This window comes from Cupriavidus sp. FW305-F7 (assembly GCF_058782875.1).
The window spans coordinates 23,152-40,584 of the sequence record NZ_JBYSYC010000016.1 but is presented as its reverse complement, the minus strand read 5'-3'; the positions used below and the strand labels follow the sequence as shown (position 1 = coordinate 40,584).

Annotated in this window: 13 protein-coding genes; 9 read left to right on the top strand and 4 right to left on the bottom strand. The window is 67.0% G+C overall.

Annotated elements, in window-relative coordinates; genetic code table 11:
- Nucleotides 1-33 precede the first annotated feature (33 nt).
- Entirely contained in the window at nt 34-633 is a 600-nt protein-coding gene (locus tag AC3WL8_RS16725; protein WP_013951752.1) for a sugar transferase, read from the bottom strand.
- A gap of 218 nt (nt 634-851) precedes the next feature.
- On the opposite strand from AC3WL8_RS16725, the gene AC3WL8_RS16720 reads away from it, so the two are divergent.
- The 6 genes from AC3WL8_RS16720 to AC3WL8_RS16695 all read left to right on the top strand — a co-directional run bounded on the left by AC3WL8_RS16720 (nt 852) and on the right by AC3WL8_RS16695 (nt 8,861).
- Nucleotides 852-2,027, top strand: a complete 1,176-nt coding sequence (locus tag AC3WL8_RS16720) for a glycosyltransferase (protein ID WP_153954318.1) — start codon at nt 852-854, stop codon at nt 2,025-2,027.
- The gene (locus AC3WL8_RS16715; protein WP_153954317.1) at nt 2,005-3,168 is read left to right on the top strand and encodes a glycosyltransferase family 4 protein; all 1,164 of its coding nucleotides are present in this window, start codon (nt 2,005-2,007) and stop codon (nt 3,166-3,168) included. The genes AC3WL8_RS16720 and AC3WL8_RS16715 overlap by 23 nt, the downstream gene beginning before the upstream one ends.
- Nucleotides 3,169-3,317: 149 nt before the next feature.
- Nucleotides 3,318-4,595, top strand: coding sequence for a nucleotide sugar dehydrogenase (locus AC3WL8_RS16710; protein ID WP_041228496.1), 1,278 nt, complete (start codon nt 3,318-3,320; stop codon nt 4,593-4,595).
- A 60-nt stretch (nt 4,596-4,655) separates the two neighbouring features.
- A complete protein-coding gene (locus AC3WL8_RS16705; protein WP_013951748.1) occupies nt 4,656-5,741 on the top strand; it encodes an NAD-dependent epimerase/dehydratase family protein in 1,086 nt (361 codons plus the stop codon).
- 19 nt (nt 5,742-5,760) lie between these two features.
- Entirely contained in the window at nt 5,761-7,755 is a 1,995-nt protein-coding gene (gene asnB, locus AC3WL8_RS16700) for an asparagine synthase (glutamine-hydrolyzing) (protein ID WP_492378462.1), read from the top strand.
- Nucleotides 7,743-8,861, top strand: coding sequence for a glycosyltransferase family 4 protein (locus AC3WL8_RS16695; RefSeq protein WP_013951746.1), 1,119 nt, complete (start codon nt 7,743-7,745; stop codon nt 8,859-8,861). Before asnB ends, AC3WL8_RS16695 begins: the two co-directional genes overlap by 13 nt.
- Here the strand turns inward: AC3WL8_RS16695 and AC3WL8_RS16690 are convergent.
- Entirely contained in the window at nt 8,824-10,374 is a 1,551-nt protein-coding gene (locus AC3WL8_RS16690) for a glucosamine inositolphosphorylceramide transferase family protein (protein WP_492378461.1), read from the bottom strand. The two genes, AC3WL8_RS16695 and AC3WL8_RS16690, sit on opposite strands and share 38 nt — an antisense overlap.
- Nucleotides 10,375-10,839: 465 nt before the next feature.
- On the opposite strand from AC3WL8_RS16690, the gene AC3WL8_RS16685 reads away from it, so the two are divergent.
- The 3 genes from AC3WL8_RS16685 to AC3WL8_RS16675 all read left to right on the top strand — a co-directional run bounded on the left by AC3WL8_RS16685 (nt 10,840) and on the right by AC3WL8_RS16675 (nt 14,661).
- Nucleotides 10,840-12,051: a carboxylate--amine ligase gene (locus AC3WL8_RS16685; protein ID WP_153954311.1), complete on the top strand. Its 1,212-nt coding sequence runs from the start codon at nt 10,840-10,842 to the stop codon at nt 12,049-12,051.
- Nucleotides 12,048-13,364 carry an NAD(P)-binding domain-containing protein gene (locus AC3WL8_RS16680; RefSeq protein ID WP_492378460.1) on the top strand — a complete coding sequence of 439 codons (1,317 nt, stop codon included), beginning with the start codon at nt 12,048-12,050 and terminating at the stop codon, nt 13,362-13,364. Before AC3WL8_RS16685 ends, AC3WL8_RS16680 begins: the two co-directional genes overlap by 4 nt.
- A gap of 133 nt (nt 13,365-13,497) precedes the next feature.
- Nucleotides 13,498-14,661 (top strand): acyltransferase family protein, encoded by a 1,164-nt coding sequence (locus AC3WL8_RS16675; protein WP_013951742.1) that lies wholly within the window; start codon nt 13,498-13,500, stop codon nt 14,659-14,661.
- A 107-nt stretch (nt 14,662-14,768) separates the two neighbouring features.
- Here the strand turns inward: AC3WL8_RS16675 and AC3WL8_RS16670 are convergent, their stop codons facing one another.
- Nucleotides 14,769-15,950 carry a hypothetical protein gene (locus AC3WL8_RS16670; RefSeq protein WP_153954309.1) on the bottom strand — a complete coding sequence of 394 codons (1,182 nt, stop codon included), beginning with the start codon at nt 15,948-15,950 and terminating at the stop codon, nt 14,769-14,771.
- Between the two features lie 47 nt (nt 15,951-15,997).
- Nucleotides 15,998-17,251: an oligosaccharide flippase family protein gene (locus tag AC3WL8_RS16665; RefSeq protein ID WP_013951740.1), complete on the bottom strand. Its 1,254-nt coding sequence runs from the start codon at nt 17,249-17,251 to the stop codon at nt 15,998-16,000.
- Nucleotides 17,252-17,433 lie beyond the last annotated feature (182 nt).

The window sequence follows — 17,433 nt, the reverse complement described above, 5'->3', positions numbered from 1 at the left end:
GGGTTGCGGTGCGAGCCACGGCGCCCATGGCGTCTATGGCGCCTCCTTGCTCCCGCAGAAGCGGGTCGCCGAGACTTCGCCGGCGGCACTGATGTCTTCCTTGGCCAGCACCGTGCCGATGGTTCGCCACAGGATCCTGAGATCGAGCCAGAACGACTGGTGATCCACGTACCAGACGTCCAGCCGGAACTTCTCCTCCCAGCTCAGCGAATTGCGCCCGTTGACCTGCGCCCAGCCCGTGATGCCCGGCAGGACCAGCAGCCGCCGCGCCTGTTCTGGCGAGTAGAGGGGCAGGTAGAACGTGGGCAGCGGGCGCGGCCCGACCAGGCTCATCTCGCCCTTCAGGACGCACCAGAGCTCCGGCAGTTCGTCGATGCTGGTGCGCCGGATCATCCAGCCGAACGGCGTGATCCGTTGCGCGTCGGGCAGCAGTTCGCCATCGGGACCGCGCTCATCCGTCATGGTGCGGAACTTGATGACTTCGAAGGGCTTGCCGTCGAGGCCTGCCCGCGTCTGCCGGAAGAAGACCGGACCGCCAAGCTTCCAGCGAACCAGCCCCATCACGACCAGCAAGGGCAGCGCCAGCACCACCAGCGCCACCGACGTGAGGACAACATCCAGAACGCGCTTCATGATCGATTCCCGCCGCCTGTGCCATGTACAGGAGATATGAAATCCGATTCGCCCGTCCCTGTGAACCACCCGAGCGCGCGGGAACGTGTCGTACACCACAGAACCTCGCCGGCCGTCATGGCGCAGGGGGCAAGCGCCTGCGTTCGACGCCGAACAGATGCCGCGCTCCGGCAGCGGTAGCGTGCCTGGGACCGCATCAACCATGCCGAGGAGACAGGATGGACCAGAGCCAATCCGGAAAGCCAGCCGGGCCAATGCGGATCACCCTGCTCATCACCTGCCTGCAGATGGGGGGCGCGGAACAGCAGGTGGCCGCGCTCGCGCGCCAGTACCTGTCGCTGGGACACGCGGTCTCAGTGATCAGCCTGATGCCGGGCTGCGAGGTGAAGCTTCCGGAAGGCGTCGAGACCCTGATGCTGGCGATACGCAAGACCCCGCTGGCATTGCTGGCCACCCTCATGCAGGTCCGGCGGTTCGTGCTGCGCTGGCGCCCCGACGTCATCCATGCCCACTTGGTTCACGCCAACCTGGTCGCGCGCCTGCTGACACGCGTGTGCCCGGTCCCCGCCACGATCTGCACGGCGCACAACTACATGGAGGGCAGCACCTGGCGCATGCTGGCGTACCGCCTCACCGACCGCTGGGCCGATCTCACCACCCAGGTCAGCAACGAAGGCCGGCAGCGCATGATCGAGGTGCGGGCGGCCCCTGAGACGCGCATCATCTACATGCCCAACGGCTTCGATACCACCCGCTACCGGCCCAGCGCTGAACAGCGCGCCGCCACCCGTGCCGGGCTCGGCCTGGGCCCGGGCGACCGGTTCGTCCTCAACGTTGGCCGGCTGGTGCCGGACAAGGCCCAGGCCGACCTCATCGATGCCTTCGCGCAGGCGTGCCCCGGGCCCGGCACGTTGCTGATGATCGCTGGCGACGGGCCGCTGCGCGATGCCCTGGCGCAGCGCATCGCACAGTACGGGCTGAGCGGGCGCGTGCGTCTGCTGGGCCAGCGGGCGGACGTGCCGGCGCTGCTGAATGCGGCGGATCTGTTCGTGCTGTCGTCCCTGATCGAAGGGATGCCGCTGGTCGTGGGCGAAGCGTTGGCGTGCGGATGCCCGGTGGTCGCCACGGATGCCTCGGGCGTCCCGGCCATGCTCGGCACCATCGGCACCCTGGTCCCTCGTGGCGATACCGCGGCATTGGCGCGCGCCATTCGCGACGCGGTCGCGCACGGGCGCGGTGAGCCTGTCGACGAAGCGGCGCGGCACCAGCATATCGCGGCGGCATTCAACATCGAGGTCATTGCCCGCGAGTGGCTGCGCCTGTATGCAAGGCTCGCCAGCGCCGGCGCGGCGCCACACGTGGAGGCCACCGATGCGGCCGCGCGCTACCAGTAGCCCGGGCCGGCACCAGGACGCCGACGCGACGGCGGCGCCGGCGATCTGCTTCCTGACCGGCACGCTGAACGTATTCGGCGGGGCCGAGCGCATGGCCGCCACGGTGGCGAACGAGCTGGCGCGGCGCGGCCACGACATCCACATCCTCAGCCTGTGCGATCCCCGCAGCTGCTTCCGGCTCGATCCGGCGGTCCGGCACGACGCCCTGTTCGATCGGCGCCCTTCCTTCCGTTCGCAATTCCTGCCCACCATCGCGCGCCTGCGGCGCTACCTCCGGCAGCACAAGATTGCGGTGCTGGTGGAAGTCGACCCCTTGCTGACGCTGTTCACCCTGCCGGCATGCCTGGGGCTGGGCATGCGCCGCATTGCCTGGGAGCATTGCAACTTCGACCAGGACCTGGGCCTGCCGCTGCGCAGCATCGCGCGCCGCCTCGCCGCACGCACCTGCGAGCGGATCGTGGTGCTGACCGAGCTGGACCGCGAGAAATGGGTACGCAGCCTGCATTGCACCAATATCGACGTCATCCCCAATATCCTGACCTTCCCCATCCCCGCCGAGCCGGCTGCGCGCACGTCCCGCACCGCTGTTGCCGTGGGGCGCCTGGCCGACGTCAAAGGCTTCGACGTGCTGCTGCAAGCGTGGGTGCCCATCGCCACGACGTTTCCGGACTGGCGGCTGCGGATCGTGGGCAACGGCGAGTTGCTCGAATCCCTGACACAGCTGCGCGACCGGCTCTGCCTGCAGGACTGCGTACACATCGAACCGGCACGCAGCGATATCGAGTCGGTGTACCGCGACGCCTCTCTCTTGTGCCTCAGTTCCCGCTTTGAAGGCTTTTCGCTGGTGTTGCTGGAGGCGATGGCATATGGCCTGCCGGTGGTCGCCACCAACTGCGAGACCGGGGTGAAGGCCATGCTCACTCACGGAGAAAACGCCCAGCTCAGTCCGGTCGACGACCCCGCCGCGCTGGCGCGTGGGATCGCGGCGGTCATCACCAGTCCCGAACTGGCGGCCCGCCTGTCCGAAGCGGGCCGCCGTCACGCACAAAGGTTCACGCCGGGCGAAATCGGCACGCACTGGGAACGCCTGCTGTCCGGCACATCCGGAGAAACCACCACCAGCGAAATCGGCATGGCATGACGCGGGCCACCACTGCCGCACGGCTGCGGGCTTGTGTACGTCAAGACACGAACCGCCGCGCACGGCACGCCGCCCGCGCACGATAATTTCAACGAGTCTGCCTTTCCATGCCGACGACGACAGGCTCGACTACTCGGAAGATCACGGTCATGGAACTCAGTCACGCACAAGTCGCCATCATAGGGCTGGGCTATGTCGGCCTGCCGCTCGCGGTGGAGTTCGGCAAGCAGCAGCCCGTGCTGGGCTTCGACGTCAATGCCGCACGCATCGAAGCACTGCGCGCCGGCCACGACGCCACGCTGGAGGTCAGCCCGGACGAGCTGCGCAGCGCGCACCACCTGCGCTACAGCAACGATCCCGAAGCGCTGAGGGACTGCCAGGTCTTTATCGTGACCGTGCCCACACCGGTGGACCGGGCCAAGCGCCCCGACCTGACGCCGCTGATCCTGGCGAGCGAGACCGTGGGCAGGGCGATGGCGCCGGGCGCCGTGGTGATCTACGAATCGACCGTCTACCCGGGCGCCACCGAGGAAATCTGCGTGCCGGTGCTGGAGAGGCACAGCGGCCTGAAGTTCAACGTGGACTTCTTCTGCGGCTACAGCCCGGAGCGCATCAACCCCGGCGACAAGGAGCACCGGCTGCCGGATATCCGCAAGGTCACCAGCGGCAGCACGCCCGAGGCGAGCGAGGCCATCGACAAGCTCTACGGCAGGATCATCGTGGCCGGCACGCACCGCGCCAGCAGCATCCGCGTGGCGGAGGCGGCCAAGGTCATCGAGAACACCCAGCGCGATGTCAACATCGCGCTGATGAACGAACTCAGCCTGCTGTTCCACAAGCTGGGCATCGACACGCTCGAAGTGCTGCGGGCCGCCGGCACCAAGTGGAATTTCCTGCCGTTCCGCCCGGGCCTGGTCGGCGGGCACTGCATCGGGGTCGATCCCTACTATCTGACGCACAAGGCGCAGGAGGTCGGCTATCACCCGCAGGTCATCCTGGCAGGCCGGCGCATCAACGACAAGATGGCGATCCACGTTGCCGACGAGGTGGTGAAGCTGATGCTGCGCCGGGGCATTCCGGTGCTCGACAGCCGCGTGCTGGTGCTCGGCCTGACGTTCAAGGAGAACTGCCCGGACGTGCGCAACACCAAGGCCGTGGACATCGTGACCACGCTGCGCAGCTACAACGCTCAGGTCGATGTCTACGACCCGTGGATCAATATCGAAGACGCCGAGCACGAATACGGCCTGTCCTGCCTGCGCGAGGCCCCGCGCAACGACCAGTACGACGCCATCGTGCTGGCGGTCGCGCACCACCAGTTCGTCACCATGGGCGTGCGGGCGATCAAGGCTCTCGGCAAGGCGCATGCGGTGCTGTTCGACGTCAAGGGCATCCTGCCGAGGAGCGAAATCGACGCACGCCTGTAGCCGCCTTGCGGTCACGCACGGAAAACCCGCCGGAAGCGGCGCAACGGAACCACCGTCCCCATGCAAGAGAACGCCTACGCGCACCTCAAGGCCCGCCTGGCCGCCACGCCGCGCACGTGGCTTGTCACCGGCGTCGCCGGATTCATCGGCAGCAACCTGCTGGAAACGCTGTTGCGCCTCGACCAGCGCGTGGTCGGCCTGGACAACTTCTCCACCGGGCACCGCCGCAACCTCATCGAGGTCGAGGCGCTGGTGTCGCCCCGGCAGTGGGCCAATTTCCGCTTTATCGAAGGCGATATCCGCAACCTCGAGCACTGCCGCAGCGCCATGCGCTTTTGCGCGCCCGGGCGCGAGGGCGCAGCCAACGGCCTGTACCCGGTGGACTTCGTGCTGCACCAGGCGGCGCTCGGCTCCGTGCCGCGCAGCCTGGAAGACCCAATCGCGACTCACAGCGTCAATATCAGCGGATTCCTGAACCTGCTGGTCGCCGCCCGCGACGCGCAGGTCAGTACCTTCGTCTATGCGGCGAGCAGCAGCACCTACGGCGACCACCCGGGCCTGCCGAAAGTGGAAGACCGCATCGGCAAGCCGCTGAGCCCCTACGCGGTCACCAAGTACGCCAACGAGCTGTATGCCGACGTCTTCCACCGATGCTACGGCGTGCATGCCACTGGGCTGCGCTACTTCAACGTGTTCGGGCCGCGCCAGGATCCCAATGGTGCCTATGCGGCGGTGATTCCCAAATGGATCGCAGCCCTGCTACGGCACGAGGCCGTCTACATCAACGGCGACGGAGAAACCAGCCGCGATTTCTGCTACGTCGCGAACGCCGTGCAGGCCAACCTGCTCGCCGCCGCCAGCGACCACTGCGAGGGGGACAGCCAGGTCTACAACGTGGCGGTCGGCGACCGCACCACGTTGGCCACATTGTTCGAGCTGCTTCGCGACGGGCTGCGGCCCTACGGCGTCGCCGCCGGCACCGAGCCGGTCTATCGCGGCTTCCGGGCCGGAGACGTGCGCCACAGCCAGGCCGACATCGGCAAGGCACAACGCCTGCTGGGATACCTGCCCACCCACCGCGTCCGCGACGGGCTGGCCGAGGCGATGCCTTGGTACGTGCAGATGCAGCAGGCACTGAACGCCTGAGCACAACCGGGACATAGCCATGTGCGGAATTGCAGGATTTCTTGGCGGCTTGCCCGCCACCCTCGCCGACCGGGCGGACTTGCTCGCCGACATGGCCAACCAGATCCGCCACCGCGGACCGGACCATGGCGACACCTGGTGCGATCCGGACCAGCCGTTCGGGCTGGCCCACCGCCGCCTGGCGATCGTCGATCTGTCCGCGGCCGGACACCAGCCCATGACCGCCGCCAGCGGCCGCCATGTCATTGCCTTCAACGGCGAGATCTACAACCACCTGGACATCCGCGCCGAGCTGGAGCGTGCCGGCGTCGCGCCCCGGTGGCGCGGCCACTCCGACACCGAAACGCTGCTTGCCGGCATCGACGCCTGGGGCGCCGAGGCCACGGTCCGGCGCGCCGTGGGCATGTTTGCGTTTGCGCTGTGGGACCGGCGGACCTGCACGCTGACACTGGCGCGCGACCGGCTCGGCGAAAAGCCGCTCTACTACGGCTGGCAGGCAACCGGCAGGGGCCGTGCCTTCCTGTTCGGGTCGGAACTCAAGGCGCTGCGCCCGCACCCGGCGTTCGAGGGCCGCATCAACCGCGACGCGCTGTGCCTGTATATGCGCCACAACAATGTGAGCGGCAGCCATTCGATCTACCACAATGTCGCCAAGCTGCCGCCGGCGCATCTGCTGACGGTCTCGCTGGGGGCGCCTGAGCCCGTGCTGCGGCCCTACTGGTCCGGTGCCGAGGCCGCGCTTGACGGCGTTCAGCATCCTTTCGCCGGGAGCCCGGACGAAGCCGTGGACCAGCTGGAGATGCTGTTGCGTGATGCGGTAAGCCGCCAGATGATGGCGGACGTCCCGCTCGGTGCCTTCCTGTCCGGCGGGATCGATTCCTCGACGGTGGTGGCATTGATGCAGTCGCAATCGTCGCAGCCTATCCGCACCTTCTCCATTGGCTTTCATAATTCCGACTACAGCGAAGCCCCACACGCGAAGGCGGTGGCGCGGCATCTTGGCACGAGCCATACCGAGCTGTACGTCACGCCCGAACATGCGATGGCGGTCATCCCCGGCCTGCCCCGGATCTACGACGAACCATTCGCCGACTCTTCGCAGATTCCGACGCTGCTGGTCAGCGAGCTGGCGCGGCGGCATGTCACCGTTTCGCTTTCCGGCGACGCGGGCGACGAACTGTTCGGCGGCTATAACCGCTACCAGATCACGGCCGAGTTGTGGCCCCGGCTCTCGCGCATTCCCGCCCCGCTACGGGCAGCTGCGGCATGGAGCCTGACACGATGCCCGCCAGACCGCATCAACCGGATCGCAGCCGCGTTCCCCGTCGCCTCGCGCTGGGCCAATGTGGGCGAGAAGATCCACAAGGGCGCCGGCGTCATGGCGGCGCGCTCGTCGGCCGAGCTGTACCGCGGCATGGTGTCCCACTGGCCCCACCCGGAGATGCTCGTCGTCGGCGGCGCGGAGGCGGCCACGGTGCTGGACGGCAGCGCGCAGGCCTTCAGCGCCTTGACCGACGTGGAGCGGATGATGGCGCTGGACATGCTGAGCTACCTGCCCAACGACATCCTGGCCAAGGTCGACCGCGCAGCCATGCATCACAGCCTTGAGACCCGCATACCGTTCCTCGACCACCGCGTGGTCGAATTCGCGTGGCGCCTGCCGCTGGCGTACAAGTTGCGCAGGGAAGCACGGGGCTATACCACCAAATGGGTGCTGCGCCAGGTGCTGGACCGCTATGTGCCGCGCACGCTGATCGAGCGGCCCAAGATGGGCTTCGGCATTCCGATCGACGCGTGGCTGCGCGGGCCGCTGCGCGACTGGGCCGAGGACCTGATCGATCCCCGGCGCCTGCGGCGCGAGGGCTACCTGAACACGGAGCCGATACGCAAGCGCTGGGCCGAGCATCTTTCCGGGCGGCGCAACTGGCAGCATCAGCTCTGGTGCGTGCTGATGTTCCAGGCATGGCTCGCGCACCAGACCGCACAGGAAAGGAGTCCCGCATGCGTTTCCTGATGATCGCCAGCTATGCCGAGTCACTGATCGCGTTTCGCGGCCCGCTCATCGCAGCGCTGCAGCAAAAGGGCCTGGAGGTGCATATCGCCGCGCCCGACCTGCCAGCGGGGCACCAGGTGCGCGCCGCGCTGGAATCGCGTGGCGTGGTCGTGCATCACGTCCCGCTCCAGCGTACCGGGATGAACCCGCTGGCCGACGCGCGCACGCTGCTCGCCCTGCATCGGCTGATGCGGCGGGTCAGGCCCGCCTGCGTGATGAGCTACACCATCAAGCCGGTGATCTACGGCATGCTGGCGGGCTGGCTGGCGCGCGTGCCGCGCCGCTTTGCGCTGATCACCGGGCTGGGCTATGCCTTTCGCGAGGACAGCGGCAGAAGCCGGCTGCGCGCGGTGGTGCAGCGGCTCTACGCGCTGGCGCTCAGCCGCGCCCATACGACCTTTTTCCAGAATCCCGATGACGAGGCGCTGTTCCGCCGCGCGGAAATCCTGCCGGCCGGCAAGCGTTCGTGCATTGTCAATGGTTCCGGCGTGGACGTGGCGAGCTTCGAGGTCGCGCCCCTGCCCGACGACGGCCCGCGCTTCCTGCTGATCGCCCGCCTGCTGGGCGACAAGGGCGTGCGCGAGTATGCCGAGGCCGCGCGAAGAATCCGGGCGCGGGGCGCCGGTGCGCGCTTCAGCCTGGTGGGCTGGATCGATGCCAGCCCCGACGCCATCGCCCAGGACGAGCTGGACGCATGGGTCGCGGACGGAACCGTCGACTTCCTCGGCCGCCTGTCCGACGTGCGCCCCGCCATTGCCGGCTGCAACGTCTACGTGCTGCCTTCCTACGGTGAAGGCACGCCGCGCTCTGTGCTGGAAGCCATGGCGATGGGCCGTCCCATCATCACCACCGATGCGCCAGGCTGCCGCGAGACGGTGGTTGACGGCGACAACGGCCTGCTGGTGCCGGTCAAGTCCGTGGGCGCGCTGGAGCAGGCCATGATGCAGCTGATCGAGGACTGGGAGCAAGTCGTGCGCATGGGCCAGCGCTCGCGTCAGATCGCCGAGTCCAAGTACGACGTGCGCAAGGTCAACGCCGTGATGCTGCGCGAGATGGGGTTCGAGTAGGCAGCGGCAGGCGCAAGGCGCGGGCGGCGCGCGACACGATCCTGTGCCACAGCACGCCGCCATTGAAACCATGGCGCTTGCCGTCCACCACGACGCGCCCGCCCCACGCCGACAAGGTGTGCAAGCCGTGCGGGTTGACACGATCCCCCGCCGGGCTGATGACCCCCACCGTCTCCTCCCGATAGAACTCGGGCGTGCAGTGCACGATGCGGTTGACGGCGATGGCCTGCCCGTAGCCGGTCTTGCAGACCTGCGCCACTCGCAGCAGCCCGTCTGCTTCCCGCATGACCGAGCCGGCCGCGCGCGCCGAGCCGTGGTCGAACTTGACCGGGTTCTGCGGGTGCGGCTGCCAGGGGCCGAGCAGGTTATCCGCATAGCACAGGCATACGTTGTCGAACTGCCCCATCGCGACGTCGGTGTACAACAGCCAGAAACGGCCTTCATGCGCGAAGATGGTCGGGTCGACTGCGGCCACGTCCTCCAGCAGCACCGCGACCTGCTGCCAGCGCCCGCCTTCCTCCTGCCGGTTCAGCACGCAGCGCCGGCTCTGCGAAGACTCCGCCACGCAGTACAGCGCCCCGTCATGGCGAAACAGATACGGGAACGACAGGTGCCCCGGCAGCCCGAGATCGACCTGCCCCGCGCTGGACGGCGCCTCGTGCGCGTCCAGCTTGAGCCTGACGATGCGGCCAATGTTCTGCCGCAAGTCGACTTCCTCGCAATAGATCTCGTCCGGACTGCCGGGCACGCCGAAAGGATCGGCCCAGCAGTACGACGGCATGCGAGTGCCGAGCCAGCGCACCGGCAGGCGCTGCGCGCGCACGGCGTCGGCAAACGCCATCTCGACGATGCCCACCATCCATTCCTCCACCAGCACGAATCCCTTGAGCTGGATGATGGCGTGACTGCCGAGGGCGCGCAGGCGCCAGAGCAGGCGCCGCCATGCCGGCACGCGGCCATGGCACCCCGTCCACGCCTGGCGCCCCGACAGTCCACCCAGGGCGCGGATCTCGCGCAGGGCGCCGTCAAGCAGCGACGCACCCATGACGGCAAGCCGTTCGGGGCGAACCTTCTCGCAGGGTTCGGCATAGCCGGACGCGGTATCGACCATGACCGCATGCGAGGGCGTCCAGGCCACCAGGTGCAGGCGGATGCCGGCACCGCTGGCGTGGGTCTCCAGGCCGTGGTGCGGGTCGCCCGGGGCAAGGCCGCGCGCGTCGCACAGGCGCCACACGCCCTCTGCGGCGTGGCGGCTCCAGCCGGTATCGAGCCTGCCGGTCAGGTCGACGATGGCGGTCACCGGCCCGCCCGCCTGCAGCGCCTTCGCCCGATCGGCAGTGCCGCTCGCTTCCTCCAGCGCGTTCATGGCGCCAAGCGCGCGCTCGACCACTCGGCACGTGCCCGAGGCTTGCAGACGCTGCACCACCAACCGCTCCCAGCCTGCGGGCTCGGTTGTAGTGACCATGATGACCAGGCTCTCCCGCGCGGCGGTCTCTGGCAACAGACAGGACATGTCTTCCTCCCTGGCGATCGGGTGCAATGGCTCCTGGTATTTGGCGCCGGGATGCAGCGCCCCGACATTAGCCTTAGGGCGGAGCCGCAATCATCCTTCGGTAGGTAGCCGGCCTGTGGTGACGCCGGCTGCCGTGCGCGAGTGTTGGAAAAGCCGGCATGTGTGTGCCCCCGTACGGATCACCCGTTTGCGTCGCGGTAGCTTGCCAGTGCCGACCCGGTGCGCATTGCCGGCACCCGTGTCGACAGGACGGCAGGACCGTGCTGGATGTTTCAAACGGTGTGTGTGTCCTCGTACGGATAAGCCATGTGCATCGATCTAGATTGCATTCGTCGACTTGTGCGCATGCCGGGCACCGGTATCGACGCGACGGGCAGACCGTGCGGACCTCGCCAGGCACCCCCTTCCTGCCCTTTTTCTGGCCCCTTCCGGCCTCAGTGCAGCGCCTAACACTTCCCGGAAATCATGATGAAAAGCACGCTGGATCCGGCAGAGACAACCGCGGCGGTAGTCGTCGGCGGCGAACTCGGCGGGCTTGGATTAGTGCGGTCATTGGCGGGCAAGGGGATTCCCGTCCTCCTGGCAGACACCGGGCACACCACGCCGGCGTCCTGGTCCCGCCATGCGCGCCGGCACATCATTCGAAGCCTGGTCGGGCGCGAATTCACCGAAGACCTGATTGCGCTGGCCCGGCGTCTCGGCCAGCGGCCCGTCCTGTTCCTGACCGACGAGGATGCCGTGCACAGCGTCTCGGAAAACCGGGATGAGCTGTCGGAATGGTTCCGGTTCTGCGTGCCGCCGGCGCAAGGCGTGCGCATGCTCAGCAGCAAGTCGGCCTTCCATTGCTTTGCCGAAGAGAACGGCTTCCCGGTGCCGCGCACGGTCATCATGAACGGACAACTCGACGTGCCCCTGCTGTCCGGCCTGCGCTATCCCGCCGTGATCAAGCCCGACGACAAGCGCCAGGCCCTGACCGGGGAAAAGGAGCGCGCAATCCGCGTGCAATCGCTTGCCGAGGGACAAGCCCACGCCCGCGCCATGCTGCGCACCCCTGGCGGCATCGTAGCGCAGGAATGGATCGAAGGCCCGCAGAGCAATATCCATTTCACGCTCTTCTACCGCGGCATGGATGGCAAGGCCGCGGCGGTGTTCACGGGCAGGAAGCTCGCCTGCTGGCCGCCGGAAATCGGCAGCACCGCCGTCTGCGTTGCGGCCCCCGAAGCCAGCGAGGAACTGGAGCCGATCACGCTGGCCTTCGCCGAGCGCGCCAGCTTCTACGGCATGGGCAGCATGGAATACAAGTGGGACGAGATCCACCGGCGCTTCGTGATGATCGAGCCGACCGTCGGGCGGATCGACTGGCAGGAGGAGATCGCCACGCTGTGCGGGGTCAATATCCCGCTGGCGGCCTACCGGCATGAACTGGGCCTGCCCGACCTGCCGGCGGCCACGCCCCCGCCCGGCGGCGCGGTCTGGCGCGCGACCTTCCTCCGTTCCGCGCCGCGCAGCCTGATGCCCCACGGCGCGCGAATTTTCGACGGTTATTTCCGTTGGGATGACCCGCTGCCTGCCATCCAACACTACTGCCTGAGCATGCCGCTCGACCGCTTCCTGCTGCACTGGAGCGGCTGGTTTCCTTCCACGCGCCGCGACCAGGTCCAACAGGAACAGCAATGATCTCGACCACAGACACTACGATTATCGGGGCTGGCCCGTATGGACTGTCGATCTCGGCCCACCTCAGCGACGCCGGCGTGCCCCACCAGGTGCTGGGGGAACCCATGCTGGCCTGGCGCAATTTCATGCCGCCCGGGATGCTGATGCGATCGGAGGCCTTCGCCTCCGACTTGTACGCGCCCCACGCCGGCTACCGGCTGGAGGATTACTGCCGCCTCATGCACCTGCCCTATGCCCCCATCGGCATGCGCCTGCCGCTTGAACGGTTTGTCGAGTACGGGCTCTGGTTCCAGTCGCAGCTCGTTGGCCACGTCCGCCCGGTGGACGTCACGGAGTTGCGCCGCCAGGACGACGGCTTCCTCCTGTCCCTGAGCGACGGGAGCGCCCTGGCCGCACGGCGCGTGGTGGTCGCCCTCGGGCTCAAGGGGTTCGAGCAGACGCCGAAGGTGCTGCAGGGGCTGCCCAGGCCGCATGTGCTGCACTCAGGTGAGATCGGCAACCTGGCATGGGCCCGGGGCAAGCGCATCGTGATCGTCGGCGGCGGGCAGTCGGCGCTTGGCCTGGCGGCACTGTTCAACGAACTGGGCGCCCATGTCCGTGTGCTGGTCCGGGGCGGCATCATTTCCTGGAACGAAGATCCGGAGGTCGGACGCAGCCTGCTGTCGCGCATGCTGCGTCCCGAGGGCGGGCTGGCCCAGGGCTGGTATCCCTATGTCCTGTCTGAGTTCCCGTACCTGTTCCGGGGCGTCGGGCAGCGAACGCGCAAGCGCATCGCCGAGGCCTCGTTCGGCCCCTCCGGGGCGTGGTGGCTGCGTGACCGGGTGGCCGGCAAGATCGAGCTCCGGATGAACACCACGGTCCGGCACGTCGCGATCCGCAACGACGAGGTGGTGCTGGAGGTAAACGGTGAGAACGGACCGGCAACCATCACCGGCGACCACGTCGTCGCCGCCACCGGGTTCAAGGTCGACCTGGCCAGGCATGCCTTCCTGTCGCCGGAAATCGTCAGCGCGCTGTCGCTCGTCGATGGCTGGTCGGACGTGTCGCGCAACTTCGAATCCGCCATGCCGGGACTCTATATCACCGGACCGGCGTCGGCGCTGAGCTTTGGGCCGGTACTGCGCTTTGTCTATGGCGCCAAGTATGCCGCGCCCCGCATCGCGCGGCATATCAGCCGGTGCCACGCCGCGGAAGGCGGCAGCCGTGCCTTCGATGCGCCCGCCGTGCCGCAGCCCCTGGCCGAGAGCCGCACCGGGGTCTTACCGCATCCTCCGGCGGCGGCGTTCCAGGAGGCGAAAAGCCCCGCCGATTAGCACTCTGCGCCTGCAGGCGGTACATCGCCAGCCGAGGCCGGCGTGCGGCGGTGACGGAAGCAACAGGCGCAGACCCACGACTATCAGACCGGCCACCAGCCGGCTTCGGCATTGACAGAAACGGGAGCGTTCGATGCAACAATTCAAGCCACTCACCAGCCTGCGGCTGTTCCTGGCCCTATGGGTATTGTGCAGGCACTATTTCCATGTCTACGAGCAGGACGCCATGCTCTTCAACATCGGCTTCACCAGCACGTACTTCGATCATGGCTACCTGGGCGTCGACGGCTTCTTTATCCTGAGCGGCTTCATCCTCGCCTACAACTACGATCCGGCGCCGGGGCAGCAGCTGCAGTGGAAAAAGTTCATCGTGGCGCGGATCGCCCGCATCTACCCGGTCTACCTCTTCTGCCTGCTCGCCTTCGCGCTTGCTGTGATCGTCCGCGACCTGGGCCTGCATACGCACACCGTCGGCACGGGCAACTACACCTTGTCCAGCTTCGTGCCGGAAGCGCTGATGCTGGGCGCGTGGCAGTACGCCGGGCCGAGCGGGTGGAATGACGTCGGCTGGTCGGTCAGCGCCGAATGGTTTGCCTATGTCTTCTTCCCGCTGTTCCTGCTGGCAGCGCCACGCCTGAACAAGGCCCGCATCGCCATGGCCGGCTGCCTGGCCCTGGCGGCCCTCGCGGCAGTGGAAGCCACCGCGCCCGACCATCTGTCGCTGAGCGGCGGCGTGGCACGGCTGGTTCCGGAATTCCTGCTGGGGGTGCTGCTCTGCCGGCTGCGCGAAGCGATGCCGCGCCACAACGGTTTCGCCGCTGGCGGCATGCTGTCGCTGGCTGTCTGCGTGCTCGGCGTCGGACTGGGGCTGGATGTCCTGTTCGTCGCCGGCGCGGCCGGGCTGGTGTTCTTCCTCTCCTACGAAAAGGATGCTCTTACCCGCGTGCTGTCGCTGCGCAGCCTCGTCTTCCTCGGCGAGGTCTCCTACTGCATTTATATCGTGCAGCGCATTCCGCAATACATGTTCGCCTTCGCGCGGGGCAAGATGGCGAGCCTTGCCGCCCTGCCGGGGGTAGCGCAGGCAGCGTTGCTGCTGGCGTTGACGGTCGGCATCGCCATCCTGCTGCATTTCGTCGTCGAGAAGCCGATGCGGATTTATATCAATCGCCGCTTTGGTGCCAGGGCAAAGCCGGTGGAGGTATCAGAGCGACCCACTGATTCGCGAGACAGGGAGTACGCAGCCGCCTCAGATCAGCAAGGCAGGCGCGCACGGAGCACTGGATCAAGGGCTGGGTAAGGGGGCAACGCCGCCCATCTGCGCGGATTGTTGCGTGGGCGGCGGATGATGGTGATGGCCAGGCGGGCCGACGTGGCGGCAAGCGGCTGAAACTCAGCGGCTGAAACTCAGCGGCTGGTACCGAGCGGCTGGTACTCAGCGGCCGAAGCCCGGCGCCTGACCTGCCTTTCCCTGACATTGCAGATCAGCAGGCAGACCAGCATCGGCACGAACATCCACTTCTGCCGCACGGAGATGCCCAGGTTCGCCGTCATCGGCGCCAGGATCAGCCAGGTGCCGGCGCTGTAGATCCAGAGAAACGCCGCGTTCCTCAGTACCACGCGATCGCCTCGCCGGCGAATCATCCCCCACACACCGAGCACCGCGAGCACCAGCAGCACCACGTTGTCCAGCGACGCCGCCAGGCCGAAGATGCCGTTTGCCTCGTACGGCAGGGGCCGGAAGACATAGGTGAAGAGCTGCATCGGCAGCGACATGCTGCCGATGTCGATGCCGCCCCCGCCATGCTGGTTGTAGCCCTGGCGTTTTTCGACATAGGTCTCGATGGAATCGCCGTCCGCCGGCATCTCCAGGCCGGCGTATTGGATGGTGAACGGCACGATAGCCGCGGAGGCGGCCAATGCCACGCTGACCAGCGCGGCCCGCCACTTCCAGGGGACCTTCGCCGAGAACACCATTGAGGCAGCGAGCGACAGGATCATGATCGCCGCGATGTGCGGCCGCATCAGGAACATGCAGGCGATGGCGATGATCATGAGCCAGCTGCGGCGCGGCATGGACATGCTTGCCCATAGCGCAAGGCTGGTGGCCATGAAGGCGACCGAATCCTTGCCGATGGCGGCGCTCCAGAAGCTGATCGACGGCAGCAGCACGATCACCACGGCCAGCCTGCGCAGGAATCGGCTCCTGTCCTGTGTCACCGTGCGCAGCACCGCGTCAAACGCCAGCAGGCCGATCGTCCCGAAGATGTTGAAGACAAAGAACACCCCCACGTACGAGAAGCCGAGGTAGATGGAAAAGATATGCGTGAAGTAGCTCACGGCGCGCGTGCCGATGCCAAACTCGGGTGACGGCGCCAGCGACGCCTCGAAGTAGTCCGCGGCGTCTCCGCCGCTCTCCATCACCAGCTTGGCGTAGAAGATGCAGAAAATGGTGTGCCAGACATAGAGAAACAGCCCCCATTTCGGCCGGGTGCCGAACTTGCGGCCCATGCTCACCGCCACGGGTGCGCCCAGCATCAGCACGAGCGTCGCGCTGATGACATGCCACGCGGAAGATGCGTATTCCATGGTCGAAACCCCAAGCAAGAGTTGGCCGCCTCAGGCGCGCCTGCCGGTCACACCGCCTGCTCCATTGCGACCGGCTCACGGGAGCGGATGAAGAAGCCGATGCCGGCAATCACCGCTACCAAATTGCCTGCGATATAGCCATAGACGGCGCCCCGGGCACCGTGGATGGGGATCGCGATCAGATCCACCAGGATCATGGTGCCCAGCACCAGCAGCCATTTCTCCACCAGCCAGTTCGGCTTGCGCAGGTAGATCACCAGCAGCGACAGGGCCGCATCAGCGAACACCAGCCCGGATGCCATCGCGGAAAGCCGCAGCAGGCTGGCCGCGGCATCATAGTGATCGCCGTAGATCAGGGCGATGATCCAGGGCGCGCAGTAAGCCAGCACTGCGCCTCCCGCGACCCCCATGAAGACCATGCCGGCGACGACGTACAGCACATTGCGCCGTACCAGCGTCAAGGTCGGCTGCGCGTAGATCATCAACGGCGCCACCGAGCTCGCGACGATCGCGCTGAGCATCATGAAGTTGTCGAGGACCTGCATGGAGGCGGCATAGCCACCAAGCTCGAACAGGGAAATGTGCGGCTTGAGCAGGAGTTGATCGATGCGCTTGGCGCAGAGCATCAGGATCATGCTCGCCCAGAACACCGTGCCGTCGCGCAACAGCTTCCTGGCAAGAGACCAGTCAAGCTCGACCGCCACGCGGGGGCTGCGCTTGCGGTAGTAGCGGGCGTGCAGCACGGCAAACAACAGCGACTCCACCGCCACCACCCAGGCAAAGACCGGCGCGGAGTCCGTGCCTGCCAGGTAGAGCCCGGAGACCGCAATCATCCGGAAGGCGAGGCCGACCATGCTGAAGATCACGGCAGGGCGGCTGTCGGTACGCGCCTGCAGCCAGGTCCGGACCGCGCCGAAGGGTTCGCGGAACAGCATGGGGATGCCAGTGATGAAAACGATCACGACAATGACCTCGTCGTCTTCCGTCATTGCCACGACCACCACAAGCAGCAGGTAGCCCACCACGGCGGCAATCTCGCGCAGCCCGAATACATGGGCCAGCAGCCGGTGTTGCGCGGCCGGCGCCTGGTCCGCAACCAGGCGCGGGATGACCACTTCATTGCCACAGATCAGGGCGACCGCCGATGCAATCAGCACCAGCGACTGAGCGTACTGGAACTCGGCAAAGCCTTCGGGGCCGACGGCGCGTGCGATCATGGCCACGCTCACGATGCCGAACACCACCTGCAGGCCACGCTCGAAGACCAGCCAGAATACATTGCGGGCGATCTGCATTTGCATGCCAGGTCTCTCCGGAAAGAAGATCGGAAAAGTCGTTGCCGGCAGGGCCGCCGGATGTGCCGCGCGCACCTGCCAGTCTTGCCGGTCTTCGTTGGAACCCCTATCAAAAGCACGCTGGCTTCGTTGCGCGATCCTGCCGTACAACTGTTGCTGTCCGGGGCCGCGCGCCTTGCCAGGACCGT